Here is a 20,392-nt window from a genome sequence, read left to right on the forward strand (position 1 = left end):
GATACAAATATATTGCTAATTCTAAAATTCTTTTAGTTAATTTGCACCTAATTATGAAATCACAACATCAGGTCATTTTATCTATAGGCAGTAATCAAGGCAATCGTTTGGAAAATATCGAGCGTTGCTTGGAGTTGATACATCAAGAAATTGGTACTGTAATCAAAGTTTCCAGATTATATGAAACTCCGGCTTGGGGTTTTGAAAGTGATGCTTTTTATAATTGCGCTTTGGTTTTGCATACTTTTTCCTCTGCACATAAAATTCTGACTCAGGTTTTAAAAATCGAAAAACGATTGGGTCGTTTGCGAAGCAAAACTCAAGAATACCAATCACGTACGATTGATATTGATTTGATTGCTTTCGATTCAGAAATTATTACTACCGAAAAACTGCAGATTCCACATCCTTTGATGCAAAACAGAAATTTTGTTTTGTTACCCATTCAGGATTTGAATTTAGATTGGGAACATCCCGTTCTTCAAAAAAATATTTCAGAATTATTGGCAGTGTCGCCAGATGACAGTGTTTGTACAGTCGTTCAGAATTTGGTTAATCCTTTGCGAAATATTTCTTTGGAGCAATTTAATTATGTTGCTTTTGAAGGGAATATCGGAGCGGGAAAAACCACTTTGGCCATGAAAATTTCTGAGGATTTTAATGCAAAAACAGTATTAGAACGTTTTGCTGATAATCCTTTTTTACCCAAATTTTATAAAGATCAAAACCGATATGCATTTCCGCTTGAAATGTCGTTTTTGGCTGATAGATACCAACAATTATCAGATGATTTAGCGCAGTTTGATTTGTTCAAAGACTTTCTAGTTGCTGATTATCATATTTTTAAATCTTTGATTTTTGCCAAAATAACATTAGCTGAAGATGAATATCGTTTGTATCGCAATCTCTTCGATATCATTTACAGAGAAATGCCAAAACCGGATTTGTACATTTATTTGTATCAAAATTCAGAAAGGCTGTTGCAAAATATTAAAAAGCGCGGCAGAAGCTACGAACAAAAAATCCCAGCGGAATATTTGGATAAAATCAATAGCGGTTATCTCGATTATATTAAATCCCAAACCGATTTGAATGTTCTCATCATTGATGTTTCAGATAAGGATTTTGTAAAAAATCAAGAAGATTATCTCTATATTTTGGAAGAAATTCAAAAGAAAATTAATCAATAAATAAGCTGCTGTTTTAAACGATTAAGTTAATGATCGTATCTTTTTAGAGAAAAATGTCCTTTCATTACAGGTCTTGTGTTGTCAATTTTCAAGACATACCAATAATCGGAAGTAGGCATCAGGTTTTTATTAAAAGTTCCATCCCATGATTCGTTGGTTGCACTTAGTTTAGTAATCAGTTTTCCATACCGATCAAAAATGGTTACCTCTGCTTCAGGATAATTAATTAATCCTTTTATTTCCCATACGTCATTATAAGAGTCGTTGTTTGGGGTAAAGAATTTCGGAGCGATTAAAATTACAAATGTTTCACTGTCTGCCCCGCAAGAATTAACTTCTCTTACATACGCCGTTTGCAAGCCGCTGGGTACATTGAAAAACACGTTCGAACTTTGATAGTTGATTCCGTCAACAGAATATTCAAAATAGTCCTCTGATTTTAATAAATAAATCACGACTGTAGTTCCATTTACATCAATGCGGTCTATTTCAGGAATAGTATGTTCGATAACAGTAATTTTTTTTCTGCTGGTACAATTTTCAGGCGTGGGACTTGTTACATCAACGGTATAAATACCAGAATTAGCAACGGTAATTGTTGCGGTCGTTTCTCCAGTTGACCATAGATACCTCATATTAGGAATTTGTGCATCAAGAGTAAGAGTGCTGGATTTGCATAATGTTAATTCTTGATCCGTAACAACTGGTGGGTTGTAAATAGTAACTTCAACCGAAACTCTGTTCCCATTACTGCATCCGTTATTGATGGCTTCTGCATAATAGGTTGTATTTTGAGTAACATTCGGTATAGTCAGGCTTGTTCCGGTCCCTATGATAGTACTTCCGGTTAGAGTTGAATACCAGTTTATACTTCCGGTTGAAGCTGTTGCTTCTAGCGTTACAGTTCCTGCTCCACATCTGGAAACAGGAGAATTGGTAGCCGTAATAGTAGGGATTGTATTTATAATGGCTGTAACTGCTGTTCTAGATGTTGCACATCCGGCATCTACATAATAAGTTGTTGTGGCTGTTAAAAATGGTGTTGTATAAGTGTTGCCTGTTGCTAATAAAGTTCCTCCACTGTCGGCATCATACCAGTTTACGGTTCCTTTAGAAGCGGTTGCTTGAAGTGTTACGGTGCCTGAATCACATCTTGAAGCTGGAGTTGTTCCTGTGATTTGTAATATTGTTATGGTTGTGCTAGTTGCAATTTCAAGTGTTGGATCTCCAGGCATTCCACCATATTCTACAATATATCCTTTGGGTTGGTAGTTTCCAGTTGGATCGCCATTTAATTGTAAATCATTCCATGATCCTGGTGTTCCAATACCTGGAGCAGTTATGTGCGCATAATGTTCTATACCATTACTATTGTTTGGTTCATTTGAATTCCAAAAAGCAAAATTAGGGGTTGATCCATTCACGGCTCCATTCCAAAAAATAGTACCGTTTTCTGGACCTGTTACCCATTTCCAAACACCTTCTGTTTCGGCATCACTTCCGCCAATCCATCCGGCACCTGCGGCTTGTTCTCCAGATATTTTTGCTTCATCAGCTGCTGTGATTGTGGCTAAGTAGCCTTGCAATCCATAATAAGTACTTGTCTCGGCTGCAGTTTTGGCCGCAGTCCAGTTAATTCCAAGGTTTGGAAAATATAGATAATAATGTCCGTTTCTGGGTAAATAATTTGCTTGTCCTATGGTGATTGAGAAATTTCGAATCCCTGATGGAGAAGCGGATGAATTGCTAAATTCAATGTCATTTATTGCTTTTACAAAGTCGCTGTATAAAACATCTGCTCCGGTTGGGCTGGATAATTTTAATTTTCCTGAGGGAGCATCCCAACTAGAAATAATTGTTGGGTGTAATGTAGGATTAGCTAATTGTATTAAATCCTGCCCGTTTACATAACCCGAAGAAATCTGAATGTAAATAGCCTCTGTACCTGTATCTGTAATGTCAGAGTTAGTGATGCTTACATCGGTTACTATTTTCAATGAAGTTCCGGGGCAGTAGCTTTGATTTCCAATTGCGGTAATTCGTGGAGCATTATCTGCAATAGATAATGGATTTGGACTTGTAATAAAATTAAGAGATGATGGATTTATCGGGCCTTTTGAGATTATGGCAGTATTTTTCTTTATCGAATAAAAGGAAGTGGCGGAACATTCAGCCATTGGAACGAGCGATAAAAAAACTAAAGATAATTTCAAAAAGTTATAAATTCTCATATGATAAAAGTATTACTTAATTCTTAATTTTATTAAAAAAATCATTTTGGCCAGTTCAGTTTTTGAAATAAATCCCAAACTACAATTCCTGCACTCACGGATATATTCAAAGAATGTTTGGTGCCTAATTGTGGGATTTCAATACAACCATCGCATAATGCAACGGCTTCTTGTGAAACACCATATACTTCGTTTCCAAAAACTAAAGCATATTTTTCTCCCTTTTGAACTTCAAAATTTTGAAGAAAAATGGCGCTTTCTACCTGTTCTATGGCAAGCGTCATTACATTTTCTGCTTTTAATTTTTCAATAACGGCAAGAACATTTTCGTGATGTTCCCAAGTTACCGTTTCGGTTGCGCCAAGTGCTGTTTTGTGAATTTCTTTGTTTGGTGGAGTGGCGGTAATACCGCATAAATATATTTTTTCAATTAGAAACGCATCTGCTGTTCTAAATACGGAGCCAATATTATGCAAACTACGGATGTCATCTAATACTAAAATAAGCGGTGTTTTTTCAGATTGTTTGAATGCTTCAATAGATTTTCGATCCAGTTCGCTGTTTTCTAGCTTTCTCATATTTTGTAAATTATTCAAAAAAAAAGCTTCCGAAGTTAATGGAAGCTTTTTTGTCTATTAAGTTAAAATTTAGCTTTTTGCAGCAGGAGCGGCTAAAACATTTCCTTTTATTGTAAGTGTTTTGGTAGGAACAACAGCATTAGTTGTCAATGTTACTGTTTTAGTAAAAGCCTGACCACCTCTTGAAGTGTCATATTTTACTCCAATAACTCCTTTTGCTCCTGGAGCAATTGGTTCTTTAGGATAAGTAGGAACTGTGCAACCACAAGATCCTTGAGCATTAGTAATGATTAAAGGTTTGTTACCGTTATTTGTGAAAACAAATTCGCGTTTACCATCAGAGTTATAAGCAACTGTACCGTAGTCAATAGTTTCACTTACGAAAACCATTCCTGCACCATTTACTTTTGCAGCAACTTTAGCAGTAGTTGCTTTCAATTTTTTTGAAGTTTCTTGTGCAGTAGAAGTAGCAACTCCTAAAACAACTAGCATAGCTAGGGTAATTATTTTTTTCATATCTATTTCAATTTAAAAGTATTTACAAATCTAAATAAAAAATAGAAATTATGCCTTAAATCTTTCTTAAAATAGTTTAATTTTTTGAACTCCTTATTTATTTGTTTTAAAATATATAAATTCGCTGATATTTTTTCATTTTTTAAACATAAATACAATTGGCATCTAAAGATAAAGTAGTTAAGGAAACTCCGTTAATGAAGCAGTACAATGAGATAAAAAGAAAGTATCCTGATGCTTGTCTTTTATTTCGCGTTGGAGATTTTTATGAGACATTTGGAGAGGACGCAGTTCGTGCTTCAAAAATATTAGGAATTGTCCTAACGAAGCGTGGAGCAGGTTCTGAAACTGAAACGGCACTGGCTGGTTTTCCGCATCATTCCTTGAATACATATTTACCAAAATTAGTCAAAGCAGGACTTCGTGTGGCAATTTGTGACCAGCTCGAAGATCCAAAAATGACTAAGACTATTGTAAAACGCGGTGTTACAGAACTTGTAACTCCTGGTGTTTCCATGAATGATGAGGTTTTACAATCAAAAACGAATAACTTTCTAGCATCCATTTTCTTTGCCAATAAATCCATAGGAATTTCATTTTTGGACGTTTCTACAGGAGAGTTTTTAACGGCGCAAGGAAATGCAGAATATATTGATAAACTGTTGCAGAATTTTAATCCAAGTGAGGTTCTAATTCCAAAAAATAATAAAAATGATTTCAGGGAAATTTTCGGTGAGGATTACCATAGTTTTTACTTGGAAGATTGGATTTATAAAGAAGATTACGCATTCGAAACCTTAACCAAGCATTTTCAGACAGTTTCTTTGAAAGGATTTGGAATCGAAGAATTGAAAGAAGGAATCATTGCTTCGGGAGCTATTTTGTATTATTTATCCGAAACCCAACACAATAAAGTACAGCATATAACGGCGATTCAGCGTATTGCCGAAGATGCTTATGTCTGGATGGATAGATTTACCATTCGCAATCTGGAATTGTATCACAGTTACAATCCAAACGCGGTGACGCTTCTGGATGTTATTGATAAAACGCTTTCGCCAATGGGCGGTCGTTTGCTGAAACGTTGGTTGGCATTGCCGTTGAAAGACAGTGCTAAAATAAAAAGTCGTCACCAAGTGGTTTCTTATTTAAAAGAAAATCAGGGTGTGCTGAAAAATATTCAGAATCAAATCAAGCAAATTTCCGACTTGGAACGTTTGATTTCAAAAATTGCAGCCGGGAAAGTATCTCCTCGCGAAGTGGTTTATCTGAAAGAATCATTGGATGCTATTATTCCAATAAAGACCTTGGCGTTAGAAAGTCCGCAAGAAGCAGTGAAAGTAATCGGCGATAGTTTGCACAGTTGTGAATTATTGCGTGAAAAAATAAAAAACGTTTTGAATCAAGATGCGCCTGTGGCTATTGCCAAAGGAAATGCTATTGCCAAAGGAATCAATGCTGAGTTAGATGATTTACGTGCGATATCAACTTCTGGTAAGGAATTCTTGGAAGGAATCGAAAAAAGAGAATCACAACTTACGGGAATTTCATCATTGAAAATATCCTTTAATAACGTTTTTGGGTATTACATCGAAGTAAGGAATATGCACAAGGATAAAGTTCCTGCGGAATGGATTCGAAAACAAACTTTGGTCAATGCGGAGCGTTATATTACGGAGGAGTTAAAAGAATACGAAACTAAAATCCTTGGTGCAGAAGAGAAAATCCATAAAATAGAAGTAGAATTATTTGAACAATTAGTGAGTTGGATTGCTACGTATATCAAGCCAGTTCAAATGAATGCTAATCTGGTGGCGCAACTCGATTGTTTGTGTTCTTTTACGCAATTGGCTATCGAAAATAAATATATCTGTCCGGAACTAGACGAAACATTCGAACTGGAAATTAAAAACGGAAGGCATCCTGTTATCGAAAAACAATTGCCTGTTGGTATGCCTTACATAGCCAATGATGTTTTCTTGGATAGAGAAACGCAGCAGTTGATTATGATTACGGGTCCAAATATGTCTGGAAAGTCGGCTATTTTGCGTCAAACGGCGCTGATTGTACTCTTGTCTCAAATGGGGAGTTTTGTCCCTGCAGACAGCGTGAGAATGGGAATTGTAGATAAAATATTCACCAGAGTAGGAGCGAGCGATAATATTTCGATGGGCGAGTCTACTTTTATGGTCGAAATGAATGAAACGGCTTCTATCTTGAATAATATTTCCGACAGAAGTTTAGTGCTTTTGGATGAAATTGGAAGAGGAACGAGCACCTATGATGGGATTTCCATCGCATGGGCAATTGCTGAATTCTTACACGAACATCCTTCGCAACCGAAGACATTATTTGCAACGCATTACCACGAGTTGAATGAAATGAGTGAATCATTGCCTAGAATTCAGAATTATAATGTGGCCGTCAAAGAATTGAAAGATACCGTACTTTTTATTCGAAAATTAGTAAAAGGAGGAAGTGCGCATAGTTTTGGAATACATGTGGCGAAGATGGCCGGAATGCCTCAAATCGTAATTTTGAAAGCGCAAAAGCTTTTAAAGAAATTAGAAAAGAATCATTCCAGCGATGCGCTGAACGGAATTAAAGCTGCAAAAGATGAAATGCAAATGAGTTTCTTTAATCTGGATGATCCTCTATTAGAAGAAATTAAAGAGGAGATTATAAGTCTGGATATAAATACCATTACGCCTATGGAAGCGTTGATGAAACTCAATGAAATTAAAAGAATGTTGACCAGAAAATAATTTATTTTATTTTAAAGATTACGTTATCAGAATGTTAACTCTGATGTGTGATTTTTTTATGAAAAAGGCTTGTATAATTCAATAAATGTCCTAAATTTGCATCCGCAATACAGAACAAGTATCGCGGTTCTTTCTAAGAATTGAAAATGCGAAAATAGCTCAGTTGGTAGAGCGCGACCTTGCCAAGGTCGAGGTCGCGGGTTCGAGCCCCGTTTTTCGCTCCACACCACATAATGCTCGGATGGTGAAATTGGTAGACACGCTGGACTTAAAATCCAGTGAACAGCAATGTTCGTGCGGGTTCAAGTCCCGCTCTGAGTACTAAAGCCTCTTCAATTGAAGAGGCTTTTTTTGTTTTTATGGTTTTTGTATAAAACGAAATCTGTCGAAACTAATATCAACTTTTTTTGTGATTTGTAATTTTAATAAACAATGGGCGCTTTTGTAATTAGTAAAAGGTATAATGATGAGTATAAATTTGTTTTTACTTCCAGAAAAGGGAAAGTTGTTTTTACGAGTTTAAGTTATGAGCTCAAGTTTGAGTGCGAAGAAGATATTGAAAAGTTTAAAGCGACAATTGAAACCGCTGACTTTTTAAAATTTAAATCTTCCGGCGGGAAATTTTATTTTAAATTAATGCTGGAAGGGAATCATTTTGCTACAAGTAGAAAATATACCACTTCGTTGCGTTTGCAAAAAGGAATCGATGAAATTGTTCGGTATGGATCAAATTCAGAGGTGTTGGATTTCTCAGGAAATGATTTTATTTTTTCTGATTAAAGGCTTTTAAATTAATTCGTAAATAAAAAAAGAGAGTCGCGAAAATTTAATTTTCGCGACTCTCTTTTTTATTTGTATATCTATTCTTAAAGGAATGGAAATGTCATAAATTAAAAAAGCCATCTCGCATAGCGGATGGCTTTAAAATTTTTAGAATTTGAGTTCTAATTATTTTTTTGCAGCTTCAGTAGCAGTTGCAGCAGCTTCAGTAGCAACAGCAGCAGCAGAATCAACAACAACAGCAGCAGAATCAACTACAGCAGCAGCAGAATCAACTACAGCAGCAGCAGAATCAACAACAGCAGCAGCGTCCTCAGCAGGAGCGTCAGCTTTTTTACATGATACAACAGTCAAAACAGCAACAGCAGCTAAACTTAAAAATACTTTTTTCATCTTAATTTAATATAAAAGGTTAATTATTAATTCGTGGCAAAGATATAAATTTTTTAATATGTAAAATATTTTTTTATTTTTTTTTTAAAAAATAATATTTTTTGTCAACGCCGAAACAAATAACAATTATTGTGCCAATCCAGCTAAATAATTAATAAATGCTTTATATCGTTGTTGAGTCCTTGGTTTTACTTTAAGTTTTTCTTTTTCAGAGGTTTGCTTTTCTTAGGGTGAACCAGTTTTAGCTCACTTATCAAGTTTTTTGCACCAGCATATTTATCCATAATAAACAGGACGTAGCGTATGTCAACCATAATATTTCTACAAATACTTGGGTCATAATAGATATCACTCATGGTTCCTTCCCAAACCCTGTCAAAATTAAGCCCTATTAAGTTTCCGTTTGCGTCTATCACCGGGCTACCTGAATTGCCTCCTGTGGTGTGATTTGTGCCAACAAAGTTAACTGGCATTTTTCCGTTTTCACCATATGGACCGTAATCTTTAGTTTTATATAAGTCTAACAATTTAACTGGAACATCAAATTCATAATCTCCGGGAATGTATTTCTCCATTACCCCATCTAAATAAGTTATTGGCGTATAAAGAGTAGCGTCTTTAGGTTCATATCCTTTTACTTTTCCATAAGTAACTCGTAATGTGCTATTGGCATCTGGAAAAATTCTGCTGTCTTTGTTCAATTCCAATTGCGCTTTCATGTACGTGCGTTGCAGCGCAGTAATCTTTAAATTGATTTCGTCGTATTTTGGCGCGACTTCTTTCAAATATTTATCAGCTAATTCCTTTACCAGCAGAAAACCGGGGTCGTTGTTCAAATTCGTTAAAACAGTCTGTGTATTGCCGGTTAGTAATTCTTTCAGACCAGTATAATTTTTAAGTCTGGATTTGCTGTAAATTTCCGAAGCTAAATTTTTAGCGTTTACATTCATCAAACTTTGTGGTAAAAATTGTTTTGGAGATTTGGCAGCATACAATTCGATCAATTGTTCAAAAATTTTTTCATCAACAGTTGCATTAAAATCTTTGTAAAAAGCTTCCTGACCAGTTAGCAAATTGTTTTTTCGGTCAGTAAAAGATTGCTCTCCTTTGGTTTTGTAAACTTGCTCCAGCTGATACAATTTGTAACCAACACTTAATAATTCGGTGTTAAGTTGCACAACTTCTGTAAAATAATCTCTTGCGAAAGTATATGGGGCTATTTCTGCGTAGTTTTTTTTGAAATCGACTAATAGTGTTCCGTATTCTTTTTCTTTGCCTGCTTTTGATATTTTTTGCTGAAAGGCTTTTTCAGATTCTCTTTTAATAGCAACGGCATTTGATTTTTTTAATCCTTGGGTTTCGCCAATCCATTTTTTCCAAGAATTAGCAATTCTGGCATATTTAGAGGCATATTGAATTTTAATAGCATTGTCTTTTCTCATAAACCCATCAGCCACTTTCAATGCTTTGTCTCTGATTTCGATTTTTGCAGGATTTAATTCGTTTACAATTTGCTCAATCGCAACAGAAGGTAAATATTCATTTGTTTTTCCTGGGTATCCAAAAACCAATGTGAAATCATCTTCGGCTACACCATCAAGTGAAATGGGTAAGAAGTGTTTTGGGGTATAAGGAACATTGTCTTTCGAATACGCAGCCGGACGATTGTTTTTGTCAGCATAAATTCTAAACAATGAAAAATCTCCCGTGTGACGCGGCCAAACCCAGTTATCAGTATCTGAGCCAAATTTTCCTATTGAGGAAGGCGGAGCGCCAACCAAACGAACATCTGTAAAAGTTTCTGTTACAAAAAGCATGTATTGATTGCCTTCGTAAAACGTACGGATTTTATTTTCTTGCCAATTTTCCTTTGGTAAAGAATTAGTAAGTACCGTAATGTTTTCTTGGATTTTATTTTGTTTTTCTGCTTCGCTTTTTAGAGCAGCAGTTCCTTCTAAAACTAATGTCGTCACATCTTCGATTTTTACAATAAAAGCGACTGTTAAGTTTTTATTAGGCAACTCGTCTTCCATTTTGTAAGCCCAAAAGCCATCAGTCAGGTAATCGTGGTCTACCGTAGAGTGCGATTGAATTTGTGAAAATCCGCAATGATGATTCGTTAAAATCAGTCCTTTTGGAGAAATAACTTCAGAGGTGCACCCGCCATTAAAATGCGGAACTGCATCTTTCATGCTCGATTGATTGACATCGTAAATCTCTTTAGCAGACATTTTCATGCCTAAATTTTTCATTTCTGTTTCATTCATTCCTTTCAAAAGCGAAGGGATCCACATGCCGCCCTGCTGCGCTTGCGTCTGAATGACAAATAGTAATAAGAATAATTTTAAAAATTTCATGGTATTAAATTTAGGGTGTAATTTTATTTGATTTTGTATCGCATCAATTTTCTGTTGTGCATCTCAAAATCGTGCGCAAGGTACAATTTTTGTGCTTTTTCGTTGTGTTGTTCCACTTCCAGATAAATAAGTTTTAACGATAGTTTATGACTTTCATTTTGAATGAATGCAATGGTTTTACTTCCAATTCCTTTGCCTCTAGTTTTTTCGGTCAAATACAATTCGTCTAAAAAAGCAATTTTTCCTTGGTATTCAAAACTAAAAACAAAGGTTAGGATAACGTAGCCTACAATTTCATTATCGGATAAAATGAGCCATGATTTTCCCAGATTTTCATTGGAAATAAATTCTTTAAATAAAGTTTTGGAAACGTCAATGTCAATAGGATAATTATCAATCGCATAAAACTCTTGCATCATCGACACAATCGTTTCGATATCAGAAATTACTAACGGTTTAAATTGAATCATTCAAGATGTGTTTCAGAATAATGGCTGTAGCTCCTTTATTCATTTGTACAAAAGTGCTGCACATATGTCCTTTTTCGTGCCTGATGTCATCGTTCTGGATTAGGTTTTTAAATGCTTCGTCTAGCTCTTTGTTATTGTTGATAGAAATACAAGCTTCCATATTTACCAGTGCTGTTGCTTCTGCAAAATGTGAATAGTTGGGGCCAATGAGTATTGGAACGCCAAAGGTTGCCGGTTCCAGTAAATTATGAACTCCGGGATTCCCAAAACCACCGCCCACGTACGCAATATCCGCATAACTGTAAATTTTTGTCAGAATCCCAATTGTGTCAATGATAAAAACATCGAAATCAGCGAGATTTTGTCCTTCTTTTTCAGAGAATAAAACGGTTTTTTTGGTGATGCTATTTTTTAATTGTTGAATTTGTTCTTCTTTGATATTATGTGGCGCAATTATAAATTTGACACTTAGTGTATTCGAATTAATGAAATCCACTAATAAATTTTCGTCTTTCGGCCACGAACTTCCCACGACAATCGTTAATGTGTTGTTTTTAAACTGAGCAATAAAATCCAAGGAATTGTCTTTTTCTAAAATTGCGGCAACTCGGTCAAATCGGGTGTCCCCAGAAACCGAAACATTCGTTTTGCCTACTTCTTGCAGTAATTTTTTTGAAGTTTCATTTTGTACAAAAAAGTAAGAGAATGTATTTAATGCTTCTCTGTAAAAGCCGCCATACCATTTGAAAAACAGTTGATTTTTTCTAAGAATTCCAGAAATTAAATAGGTTTTAGTGTACCGTTTTTTGAGTTCGTATAAATAATTGGGCCAGTATTCATATTTAATAAAAAACACCAAATCCGGATGAACGATTTTTAAAAAGTTCTGAGCATTTTTCTGGGTGTCCAAAGGCAAATAAACCGTAACATCTGCAACGGTATTGTTTTTACGAACTTCATAACCCGAGGGCGAAAAAAAAGTAAGTACAATTTTGTGAGAAGGGAATTGCTCTTTTATTTTTTCAATTACGGGCAAGCCTTGCTCATACTCGCCTAAGGAAGCAGCATGAAACCAGATTGTTTTATCGGTAGGTTTTATTTTTTGTTCCAAAACAGGAAAAACCAGTTTGCGGCCTTCTACAAAAAGTTTCATTTTTGGGCTGAAAAGAGCTGCGATTTTTAATAAAAAACCAGCTATTTGAACAATTAGATTATAGAGAAAAAGCATCGTTGAAATTTTGGGCTAAAATACGTTTTCTTTAGGTTTTTTGTTTCGGCAGCAATATATAAATTTTGGTTGTCAGGAATTCACTTTTTATTTCATTGGAATAATATCGTTTTTTAATGTGGGTTGCATTGGTTTAAACTCATAAATAACTATTTTTGTTCTTCGTTTTAAGAAAGTGTTTGTGGTTTCTGGAAACTATAAACTTTCGAACTTTAACAAAAATTTCAATGAAAAAAATCCAAATGGTTGACTTGAAAAGTCAATATGATAAAATTGCAACCACTGTAAATGCTTCTATTCAGCAGGTTCTGGATACAAATACTTACATTAATGGGCCTCAAGTTCATCAGTTTCAAAAATCTTTAGAAGAATATCTTGACGTAAAACACGTAATTCCATGTGCTAATGGAACCGACGCGTTGCAAATTGCAATGATGGGATTGGATTTAAAACCAGGAGATGAGGTAATTACTGCCGATTTTACTTTTGCAGCGACAGTGGAAGTAATTGCTTTACTGCAATTGACACCAGTTTTAGTCGATGTGGATATGTATAACATGAATATTTCTATCGAAGGAATTAAAAAAGCGATTACGCCAAAAACAAAAGCAATAGTTCCAGTACATTTGTTTGGCCGTGCCGCCAATATGGAAGCTATTATGGCTATCGCCAAAGAATATAATTTATACGTTATTGAAGATAATGCGCAAGCGATTGGTGCCAATTGTAAATTTTCTGACGGAACAAAAAAGAAAGCAGGAACGATTGGACATGTAGGAGCTACATCCTTTTTTCCTTCCAAAAACCTTGGATGTTACGGAGACGGTGGAGCCATTTTTACAAATGACGATGCATTGGCCCACAAACTTCGCGGAATTGTAAACCACGGAATGTACGAACGTTATCACCATGATGTCGTAGGTGTAAATTCACGTTTAGACAGTATTCAAGCAGCTGTTTTGAATGCTAAATTGCCTTTGTTAGACGAGTACAGTAAAGCCAGACAAGATGCAGCCAGAAAATATTCAACTGCTTTTGAAGGACATAAAAATATAATTGCACCAAGTATTTGTGATATTTGTGATTGTCACGTTTTTCATCAATATACATTGCGAATTGTTGATGCTGACAGAAATGGTTTAATGCAACATTTGTTGGACAAAGGAATTCCATGTGCTATTTATTATCCAATTCCATTGCATTCGCAAAAAGCATATTTGGATTCCAGATATAAAGAGGAAGATTTCCCAGTTACCAATCAGTTGGTTAAAGAAGTTATTTCGTTACCGATGCATACAGAATTAGATGACGAACAAATTAAATTCATTACGGATAGCGTTTTAGAGTTTTTAAAATAATAGAAAGACGCAATTTATTGCGTCTTTTTTATGTGGTATAAATATTAAGAGATGCTATAAATCGCGTCTGTACAAAAAAGTAATCATGAAAATATTAGTTACAGGAGGTTTGGGTTTTATTGGTTCGCATACTGTTGTCGAATTACAAAATGAGGGTTTTGAAGTAGTAATTGTAGATAATTTATCGAATACATCATTGAGTGTGTTGGATGGAATTCAGAATATTACCGGAAAAGTTCCCGCTTTCGAAAAGTTAGATTTGCGCGAAAAGGATAAGGTTCAGGACTTTTTTAAAAGGCATCATGATATTTCAGGTGTTATACATTTTGCAGCTTCAAAAGCAGTGGGTGAAAGCGTAGAAAATCCGTTATTGTATTATGAGAATAACATCAATGCGTTAGTTTATATTTTGCAGGAATTACAGCAAAAACCAGAAGCGAATTTTATTTTCAGTTCGTCTTGTACGGTTTATGGTCAAGCTGAAACAATGCCAATTACCGAAAACGCTTCAATTCAAACGGCTATGTCTCCTTATGGAAACACAAAACAAATAGGAGAAGAAATCATTACTGATACTGCCAAAGTAACCAATGTTAATGCAATTTTATTGCGTTATTTTAATCCAATTGGGGCGCATCCATCTACTGAAATTGGAGAATTGCCTATTGGAGTTCCTCAGAATTTAGTGCCGTTTATTACGCAGACTGGTTTTGGATTGCGCAAGGAATTAGCTGTTTATGGAGATGATTATCCAACTCCAGACGGAACAGCGGTACGCGATTATATTCACGTAGTAGATTTGGCGAAAGCCCATGTGATTGCTTTGCAACGATTATTGAATAAAAAAAATACAGCTAAAGTGGAAACTTTTAATCTGGGAACCGGAACCGGAAGTTCTGTTTTAGAAGTGATACATACTTTCGAAAAGGTAAGCGGTAAAAAATTGCCTTACAAAATTGTAGGACGTAGAGAAGGAGATATTACTTCGGCTTACGCCAATACGGATAAAGCTAATACTGTTCTGGGATGGAAAGCACAATCCACGCTTGAAGAAGCAATGGCCAGTGCCTGGAAATGGGAACAGAAAATTAGAAAATAAAAAAAGGGCTGTCATTGACAGCCCTTTTTTTAAAATTATTTTTTTGCTGCTTCTTTCAATTTTTCAGCGGCTTGATTCATTTTGTCAGCTCCTTTTTCAAGAACTTCTCCTGCTTTAACCTTGGTAGAATCAGCTGCAGCATCCACTTTTACAGCTGCTGTGTCTATAGCTTCTTCCATTTCATTACCAACGGCTTCGGTAGCCTCTTTTACTTCGTCTTTTGTTTCTTTTTTGCAAGAAGTCATTAAAGTTGCAATACATGCTAATCCTAAAAGTGCTTTTTTCATTTTTTTCATTTTAAAAATTAAAATTGATTTTAACTCATTTTATAAAGATAAAAAAAATCCTCATAAACAAGAGTTTATGAGGATACTATTTTGAACACTAAATGCTAATTATGCATTCGCAGTAACTGCTTCTTTATCAATTTTTCCAATCAATCCTGCCAATACTTTTCCAGGACCTACTTCAGTAAATAGGGTTGCTCCGTCTTTTATCATTTGTTGTACAGATTGTGTCCATTTTACTGGAGCTGTCAATTGAATGATTAGGTTTTTCTTAATTTCTGCCGGATCTGAAACTGCGCTTGCCGTTACATTCTGGTATACCGGACAAATAGGGGCAGAAAACGTAGTTGCTTCAATAGCTGCAGCCAGTTCTTCACGAGCCGGTTCCATCATTGGAGAGTGAAAAGCACCTCCAACAGGTAACAATAATGCGCGTTTTGCACCAGCGGCTTTCATCGCTTCACATGCTTTTTCTACTGCTGATGTTTCTCCTGAAATCACTAATTGTCCTGGGCAGTTGTAATTTGCAGCTACTACAATTCCGTCGATAGAAGCACAAACTTCTTCTACGATATTGTCAGCCAGTCCTAAAACTGCTGCCATTGTAGATGGTTTTATTTCGCAGGCTTTTTGCATTGCCAAAGCGCGTTGTGAAACCAGTTTTAATCCGTCTTCAAAAGACAAAGCGCCATTTGCTACTAAAGCTGAAAATTCACCTAATGAATGTCCCGCTACCATTTCTGGTTTGAAATCTTCACCAAGCGTTTTTGCCAAAATCACAGAATGCAAGAAAACTGCCGGTTGTGTCACTTTGGTTTCTTTCAATTCCTCGGCTGTTCCTTCAAACATGATGTCTGTGATGCGGAAACCTAAAATTTCGTTGGCTTTCTCGAATAATTCTTTTGCAAGAGCAGAATTTTCATATAAGTCTTTACCCATTCCTGTGAATTGTGCGCCTTGACCTGGAAATACGTATGCTTTCATGTGTCTAATTTAAAGATTGAAAAATGTAAGGATTGAAATATTAGTTTCAATCGGAATGCAAAAATACTATTTTTTGCGGTATTTGAAACTATCTGTTAGGGTTCCTTTTTCTATTGAAGGGATGGTCCATTTATAAAATAGTACATTCAATCTAAAAAAAAATCCACTCAAATTAATGAGTGGATTTTCACCAAAATCAAAAACTAAAGAACGAAATAAGCATTGTTTAAAGGTTGTATATGATGTGCTTTTGCTCCATAAACAGGTAATTCTTCATCAAATTCATCTCGATATTCGTTAACCATTTGCATAAGATTTTTTTCAATTGTATTCGAAATCGCACTTACAGGAGTATCTGTAGGTCTGTTTTCAAATGGATCTTGCAAATGAATGGCCATTTTTTCGATTAAGAAAAAAGCGGCGGCAATGGTTGTCACCAATGGAATTTGAAGCCAGCCAATAATATTAATTAATCCAAAAGGCAATAGAATTATAAATAAACACAGCGCAAATCTAATGTACATGCTATATGTTGTTGGGAAAATGGTATTTTTTATACGCTCACATTTACCCATTGAATCACACAGTCGCGATAATGTATTGTCGATTTCTACTTGTTGGTAAACATTAATTTTATCTGCATTAAGTGCTTTTTTTAAATCTTTGGCGTGTAGCATTAAAATGGCATTTGGTACATGTTTGTGTTTTTTTACAAAGCGTAACTCATCTTCGTCTAGCAAATCTCTTATTGGTTTAATAGGATCTTTTTCTCGAAGTGCTTGTCCAAGACTGTAACACCAAGCAGCTTGTCTTTTTGCGAATTTTTCCTTGAAATCGTTTGCCTCTACGGAGAAATTAGGGTCGTTATAAAAAATAATAATTTGGCGTAAAAGTGTTCTGGAATCATTTACAATTGCGCCCCATATTATTCTTGCTTCCCACCAACGGTCATAAGCTTGGTTGGATTTGAAGGCCAATAATAATGAAATAATAGTACCAATAATAGTAGGGATTGCGATAGGAATATTAACAGAAGCTGTTTTGAAAAAATAATGAAAAATTTCAAATGCAATACAAAAGAGAATCACCAATGTCAATTCAGTTTTTATCTTACCCAGCACATATTTCATGGGAATTTTCTTTTTTAGTAACATATGTTTTAGGTTTAAATTTTAAACAATTATTTATTTTACTAAGAAATCTCTTCGTACAGAGAAAGAACTGGCAGGCCTAAGGTTTCGTTAAGTGCTTTTTTTTCTGTTTTAAGTAATTTTAATTTTTTAGGTTTTCTGGTTTCAATCAAAATATCAATGTTGTTTTTTGATATCGTATCCGTCAAAAAAGGTTTGTTTTCGTTTGTTTTGGTTTCACCTACAATTTTCAATGAAAGAATTGTATTAATGTACGTTTGCAGATCTTCTGCATGAAGGTTTGAATCTGAATTTTTAATATACAATGCTTGGCTTAAGATTTCTTCTTCAAAGTTTGCGTTTGTATGTAAAATGGGGCATTTGCTGTTAGAAATAATTTGGACACAATAACTGTTGATTTTCTTTTTTGAAGATTTAAAAGAAGGAGTAATAATTGTTAGTCCAATAGTAAAATGCTCCATTAGATTTTTAAAAACAGGAGAAGAAATACCATATTGATGGTGAATTTTTAAACTGCAATTTTTAGATTCTGAAATGATTTGTCGGCACATCTGCAAAACATTTTCTTGCGAAGTGCTTAAACCTTTATTGATGTTTCGTAATAAACTGGCAGAAGAAAAGGTGTCAGGAATATCTGCAAGTAACATCAATACGAGCTGGCATTGAGTGCCATTAGATGAGTTTATAGCAGTTTTTACCGCATTGATTGTGTCACTTTGTAATGTCGATGGGATAAGAATATTTTTCATATGTATTAAATTTGATTTATTTATACATACAAAATAACAGTACCCAGTTTATAGCAACCTTAAATTAAAATTAGAATATTCTAAGAATTCACATTAGAATTTCTAATCTTGGCGGTATTAAAAGTAATATTTACAATAGTGCCTTTGTCAGGTTCAGATTGTATTTGAAGTTCGCCATTGTGCATCCTGATTATTTTCATGGCAAGAGGAAGCCCTAATCCATAACCATTGTATTTTGATGCTTTTTTGCCTCGAAAAAACGGCTCATAAAGATGTGGAATATCTTCTGCCGGAATACCAATGCCAATATCAGTAATAGAAATTTTGATGCTAGAGCTGTTTACAAATAAAGTAACAAAAACAGTCTCGTTATCAGAATATTTGACACCATTAGCGATAATGTTATTCAATGAAAGTTCCAGTAAAGATTTGTTACAAGGGATTTCCAGAAAACTTGGGTCAGTCGGGATTTTCTTGATCTTGATCGTTACTCTGTTATTAGGGTAAATTTTATCAACATCTGATTTTACATCCATTAGAAGTTCATCAATCCTGACAATATCTAATAATTGTTTTTTGCCGTCATAACCGGTTTGTGTCAGTTTCAAAAGACTTTCCGTAAGATCTCCTAATCTTGATGCCTGACTGTGAATGTTTTCTAATGAAGAGATATATTCCGAAATATTTCGTTCTTTTAAAAGCATGATTTCTGCTTCGGCAATAATAGTTGTCACGGGTGTTTTTAGCTCATGAGAAGCATTATTGATGAAGTTTGCCTGGATTTCAAAGGAGGTTTCCAGTCGGTCCAGCATGTTATTAAATGTCTTTGTCAAATCGGCAATTTCATCAGTGCTGTTGGTCTCGGGAAGTCTATTGTGAAGGTTTGATGCGCTTATTATTTTTACTTCATCCGTAATTCGGGCTACTGGATTTATTACTCTTCTTGCCAAAAATCTACCAAGAAAATAAGCCAATAATACAAAAGCCAATCCTCCAAAAAAGAGAATTTGAATAATGTAAATGCTGCTGACATTTCCCCTTCGGTCTATTGCGGTGATGATTACGATATATTTTTGATTGGATTCCGTAAAAGTCTGGGCATAAAAATAACGATTGCTGTTTTCTATCCAATTAGAACCATTAGCCATTACTTTTGTATAAAAATCAGCTGGTAAATCAAGATTGGTATTGTATTCAAATGTATTTTTCCCACTGACTTTAAGAACAAAATCTTGTTCATCAATCAGTTCTTCCAGTCCATTAGCTTTAAATTCTTTGAAATAACGGGTTTTTACAGGGTCGTTTTGATAATGAATAGATGCTACAATTTTAGCCCTATCTTGTAATCGTTTCAAAAAATGATATTGATTATTTTGTTTGAACAAAAAGAAAACCACCAAACTCAATAAAAGGGTGCTGAGGGTTGAAAGCGCAATATAGGTAAAGGTAATTTTTTTCTTAATCTGCATTTTTTATGGTTTCAGTACATAACCCAAGCCTTTCATGGTGTGAATTAATTTAGTGTCGTACGGTTTGTCAATTTTTTTTCTCAAATAGTTAATGTAGACATCAATTACATTGGTATTCATGTCAAAATTAATGTCCCAAACATTGTCTAAAAGTTGTTCGCGGGATAAAATAGTCTCAGAGTTGATGGCTAAATAATGTAAGAGTTTAAATTCTTTGGCTGTTAAAACAATGGTGTCTCCATTTCTGGTTACCGATTTTGTTTTTGAATTAATTTGAAGATCGGCAATAGTTATGATTTCATTCGGTTTTTGTATTTGACCGGCTCTTCTGGAAAGGGCATTGACTCTTGCGTCAAGTTCAAGGAATTTGAACGGTTTTAATAAGTAGTCATCGGCTCCGGAATTCAATCCGTTTATTATATTTTCAGTACTTCCCAATGCAGTTAATAGCAAAATGGGAACAAAGTTTTTAGCAGCTCTCAAGCGTCTGCAAATTTCAATACCATTGATGTCAGGTAGCATTACGTCTAGAATCACCACATCAAAATTATGATTAGAGAGTAAATCTAACGCTGTGGTACCATCAAGTGCAACACTTACTTCATGATTTTTTTCTGAAAACCCTTTGCGGATAATTGACGAAAGATTAGGTTCATCTTCAACGATTAATAACTTCATTAACATTACTATTTCTACAAATCTAATGTTTAAACTTTTATTTTTTTTCCAAAATACAGCTGCTAAACTAATATTAACAAAATCTTATAATTTGTTGAAAGTTTCATTT

The 20,392-nt window shown here is 34.8% G+C and carries 18 protein-coding genes and 2 tRNA genes; 7 read left to right on the plus strand and 13 right to left on the minus strand.

Annotated elements, in window-relative coordinates; genetic code table 11:
* The first annotated feature begins 53 nt into the window (after positions 1-53).
* Positions 54-1,190, plus strand: a complete 1,137-nt coding sequence (gene folK, locus Q1W72_RS11010) for a 2-amino-4-hydroxy-6-hydroxymethyldihydropteridine diphosphokinase (protein ID WP_302135219.1) — start codon at positions 54-56, stop codon at positions 1,188-1,190.
* Positions 1,191-1,216: 26 nt separating this feature from the next.
* Here folK and Q1W72_RS11015 read toward each other — a convergent pair whose 3' ends face one another.
* The 3 genes from Q1W72_RS11015 to Q1W72_RS11025 all read right to left on the minus strand — a co-directional run bounded on the left by Q1W72_RS11015 (position 1,217) and on the right by Q1W72_RS11025 (position 4,515).
* Positions 1,217-3,367 carry a T9SS type B sorting domain-containing protein gene (locus tag Q1W72_RS11015; protein ID WP_302135222.1) on the minus strand — a complete coding sequence of 717 codons (2,151 nt, stop codon included), beginning with the start codon at positions 3,365-3,367 and terminating at the stop codon, positions 1,217-1,219.
* Positions 3,368-3,462: 95 nt separating this feature from the next.
* Positions 3,463-3,999, minus strand: a complete 537-nt coding sequence (locus Q1W72_RS11020) for an RNA methyltransferase (protein WP_099714383.1) — start codon at positions 3,997-3,999, stop codon at positions 3,463-3,465.
* Between the two features lie 69 nt (positions 4,000-4,068).
* Complete coding sequence (locus tag Q1W72_RS11025; protein WP_099714384.1) at positions 4,069-4,515, minus strand: DUF1573 domain-containing protein; 447 nt, start codon at positions 4,513-4,515, stop codon at positions 4,069-4,071.
* Positions 4,516-4,673: 158 nt separating this feature from the next.
* Between Q1W72_RS11025 and mutS the strand changes: the two genes are divergently transcribed.
* The 4 genes from mutS to Q1W72_RS11045 all read left to right on the plus strand — a co-directional run bounded on the left by mutS (position 4,674) and on the right by Q1W72_RS11045 (position 8,060).
* Positions 4,674-7,280, plus strand: a complete 2,607-nt coding sequence (gene mutS, locus Q1W72_RS11030; protein WP_302135225.1) for a DNA mismatch repair protein MutS — start codon at positions 4,674-4,676, stop codon at positions 7,278-7,280.
* A gap of 148 nt (positions 7,281-7,428) precedes the next feature.
* Positions 7,429-7,504: transfer RNA gene (locus Q1W72_RS11035), tRNA-Gly, on the plus strand.
* An 11-nt stretch (positions 7,505-7,515) separates the two neighbouring features.
* Positions 7,516-7,601: transfer RNA gene (locus tag Q1W72_RS11040), tRNA-Leu, on the plus strand.
* 111 nt (positions 7,602-7,712) lie between these two features.
* A complete protein-coding gene (locus Q1W72_RS11045; RefSeq protein ID WP_099714385.1) occupies positions 7,713-8,060 on the plus strand; it encodes a DUF1508 domain-containing protein in 348 nt (115 codons plus the stop codon).
* 168 nt (positions 8,061-8,228) lie between these two features.
* Here the strand turns inward: Q1W72_RS11045 and Q1W72_RS11050 are convergent, their stop codons facing one another.
* The 4 genes from Q1W72_RS11050 to Q1W72_RS11065 all read right to left on the minus strand — a co-directional run bounded on the left by Q1W72_RS11050 (position 8,229) and on the right by Q1W72_RS11065 (position 12,508).
* Positions 8,229-8,453 (minus strand): hypothetical protein, encoded by a 225-nt coding sequence (locus tag Q1W72_RS11050; RefSeq protein WP_099714386.1) that lies wholly within the window; start codon positions 8,451-8,453, stop codon positions 8,229-8,231.
* Positions 8,454-8,641: 188 nt separating this feature from the next.
* Complete coding sequence (locus Q1W72_RS11055) at positions 8,642-10,810, minus strand: S46 family peptidase (protein WP_302135228.1); 2,169 nt, start codon at positions 10,808-10,810, stop codon at positions 8,642-8,644.
* 23 nt (positions 10,811-10,833) lie between these two features.
* Positions 10,834-11,280 carry an N-acetyltransferase gene (locus Q1W72_RS11060; protein WP_302135230.1) on the minus strand — a complete coding sequence of 149 codons (447 nt, stop codon included), beginning with the start codon at positions 11,278-11,280 and terminating at the stop codon, positions 10,834-10,836.
* The gene (locus tag Q1W72_RS11065; protein ID WP_302135232.1) at positions 11,267-12,508 is read right to left on the minus strand and encodes a 3-deoxy-D-manno-octulosonic acid transferase; all 1,242 of its coding nucleotides are present in this window, start codon (positions 12,506-12,508) and stop codon (positions 11,267-11,269) included. Before Q1W72_RS11065 ends, Q1W72_RS11060 begins: the two co-directional genes overlap by 14 nt.
* A 227-nt stretch (positions 12,509-12,735) precedes the next feature.
* On the opposite strand from Q1W72_RS11065, the gene Q1W72_RS11070 reads away from it, so the two are divergent.
* Both Q1W72_RS11070 and galE read left to right on the plus strand, forming a co-directional pair.
* Positions 12,736-13,866: a DegT/DnrJ/EryC1/StrS aminotransferase family protein gene (locus tag Q1W72_RS11070; RefSeq protein ID WP_282714883.1), complete on the plus strand. Its 1,131-nt coding sequence runs from the start codon at positions 12,736-12,738 to the stop codon at positions 13,864-13,866.
* A gap of 85 nt (positions 13,867-13,951) precedes the next feature.
* The gene (galE, locus tag Q1W72_RS11075; RefSeq protein WP_302135234.1) at positions 13,952-14,965 is read left to right on the plus strand and encodes a UDP-glucose 4-epimerase GalE; all 1,014 of its coding nucleotides are present in this window, start codon (positions 13,952-13,954) and stop codon (positions 14,963-14,965) included.
* A gap of 35 nt (positions 14,966-15,000) precedes the next feature.
* Here the strand turns inward: galE and Q1W72_RS11080 are convergent, their stop codons facing one another.
* From Q1W72_RS11080 to Q1W72_RS11105, 6 genes are all read right to left on the minus strand, one after another.
* Positions 15,001-15,252: a hypothetical protein gene (locus Q1W72_RS11080; RefSeq protein ID WP_121343369.1), complete on the minus strand. Its 252-nt coding sequence runs from the start codon at positions 15,250-15,252 to the stop codon at positions 15,001-15,003.
* Between the two features lie 108 nt (positions 15,253-15,360).
* Complete coding sequence (fabD, locus tag Q1W72_RS11085; protein ID WP_099714391.1) at positions 15,361-16,236, minus strand: ACP S-malonyltransferase; 876 nt, start codon at positions 16,234-16,236, stop codon at positions 15,361-15,363.
* A 203-nt stretch (positions 16,237-16,439) separates the two neighbouring features.
* Positions 16,440-17,390, minus strand: a complete 951-nt coding sequence (locus tag Q1W72_RS11090; protein ID WP_121342813.1) for a bestrophin family protein — start codon at positions 17,388-17,390, stop codon at positions 16,440-16,442.
* Between the two features lie 38 nt (positions 17,391-17,428).
* Positions 17,429-18,136 (minus strand): hypothetical protein, encoded by a 708-nt coding sequence (locus tag Q1W72_RS11095; RefSeq protein WP_282710761.1) that lies wholly within the window; start codon positions 18,134-18,136, stop codon positions 17,429-17,431.
* A gap of 80 nt (positions 18,137-18,216) precedes the next feature.
* Entirely contained in the window at positions 18,217-19,605 is a 1,389-nt protein-coding gene (locus Q1W72_RS11100) for a HAMP domain-containing sensor histidine kinase (protein WP_302135240.1), read from the minus strand.
* 3 nt (positions 19,606-19,608) lie between these two features.
* Positions 19,609-20,283: a response regulator transcription factor gene (locus Q1W72_RS11105; RefSeq protein WP_302135242.1), complete on the minus strand. Its 675-nt coding sequence runs from the start codon at positions 20,281-20,283 to the stop codon at positions 19,609-19,611.
* Positions 20,284-20,392 lie beyond the last annotated feature (109 nt).

It is taken from the genome of Flavobacterium sp. ZE23DGlu08 (assembly GCF_030505335.1).
GTDB lineage: Bacteria > Bacteroidota > Bacteroidia > Flavobacteriales > Flavobacteriaceae > Flavobacterium > Flavobacterium algoritolerans.

What these genes read in the sequence shown, in the direction of transcription:
- Q1W72_RS11045 (WP_099714385.1), top strand. Translation starts at nt 7,713, where the DNA reads ATGGGCGCTTTTGTAATTAGTAAAAGGTATAATGATGAGTATAAATTT.
- Q1W72_RS11100 (WP_302135240.1), bottom strand. Translation starts at nt 19,605, where the DNA reads ATGCAGATTAAGAAAAAAATTACCTTTACCTATATTGCGCTTTCAACC.
- Q1W72_RS11105 (WP_302135242.1), bottom strand. Translation starts at nt 20,283, where the DNA reads ATGAAGTTATTAATCGTTGAAGATGAACCTAATCTTTCGTCAATTATC.
- Q1W72_RS11090 (WP_121342813.1), bottom strand. Translation starts at nt 17,390, where the DNA reads ATGTTACTAAAAAAGAAAATTCCCATGAAATATGTGCTGGGTAAGATA.
- Q1W72_RS11070 (WP_282714883.1), top strand. Translation starts at nt 12,736, where the DNA reads ATGAAAAAAATCCAAATGGTTGACTTGAAAAGTCAATATGATAAAATT.
- Q1W72_RS11055 (WP_302135228.1), bottom strand. Translation starts at nt 10,810, where the DNA reads ATGAAATTTTTAAAATTATTCTTATTACTATTTGTCATTCAGACGCAA.
- Q1W72_RS11080 (WP_121343369.1), bottom strand. Translation starts at nt 15,252, where the DNA reads ATGAAAAAAGCACTTTTAGGATTAGCATGTATTGCAACTTTAATGACT.
- Q1W72_RS11060 (WP_302135230.1), bottom strand. Translation starts at nt 11,280, where the DNA reads ATGATTCAATTTAAACCGTTAGTAATTTCTGATATCGAAACGATTGTG.
- Q1W72_RS11020 (WP_099714383.1), bottom strand. Translation starts at nt 3,999, where the DNA reads ATGAGAAAGCTAGAAAACAGCGAACTGGATCGAAAATCTATTGAAGCA.
- fabD (WP_099714391.1), bottom strand. Translation starts at nt 16,236, where the DNA reads ATGAAAGCATACGTATTTCCAGGTCAAGGCGCACAATTCACAGGAATG.
- Q1W72_RS11025 (WP_099714384.1), bottom strand. Translation starts at nt 4,515, where the DNA reads ATGAAAAAAATAATTACCCTAGCTATGCTAGTTGTTTTAGGAGTTGCT.
- Q1W72_RS11065 (WP_302135232.1), bottom strand. Translation starts at nt 12,508, where the DNA reads ATGCTTTTTCTCTATAATCTAATTGTTCAAATAGCTGGTTTTTTATTA.
- Q1W72_RS11050 (WP_099714386.1), bottom strand. Translation starts at nt 8,453, where the DNA reads ATGAAAAAAGTATTTTTAAGTTTAGCTGCTGTTGCTGTTTTGACTGTT.
- galE (WP_302135234.1), top strand. Translation starts at nt 13,952, where the DNA reads ATGAAAATATTAGTTACAGGAGGTTTGGGTTTTATTGGTTCGCATACT.
- folK (WP_302135219.1), top strand. Translation starts at nt 54, where the DNA reads ATGAAATCACAACATCAGGTCATTTTATCTATAGGCAGTAATCAAGGC.
- Q1W72_RS11095 (WP_282710761.1), bottom strand. Translation starts at nt 18,136, where the DNA reads ATGAAAAATATTCTTATCCCATCGACATTACAAAGTGACACAATCAAT.
- Q1W72_RS11015 (WP_302135222.1), bottom strand. Translation starts at nt 3,367, where the DNA reads ATGGCTGAATGTTCCGCCACTTCCTTTTATTCGATAAAGAAAAATACT.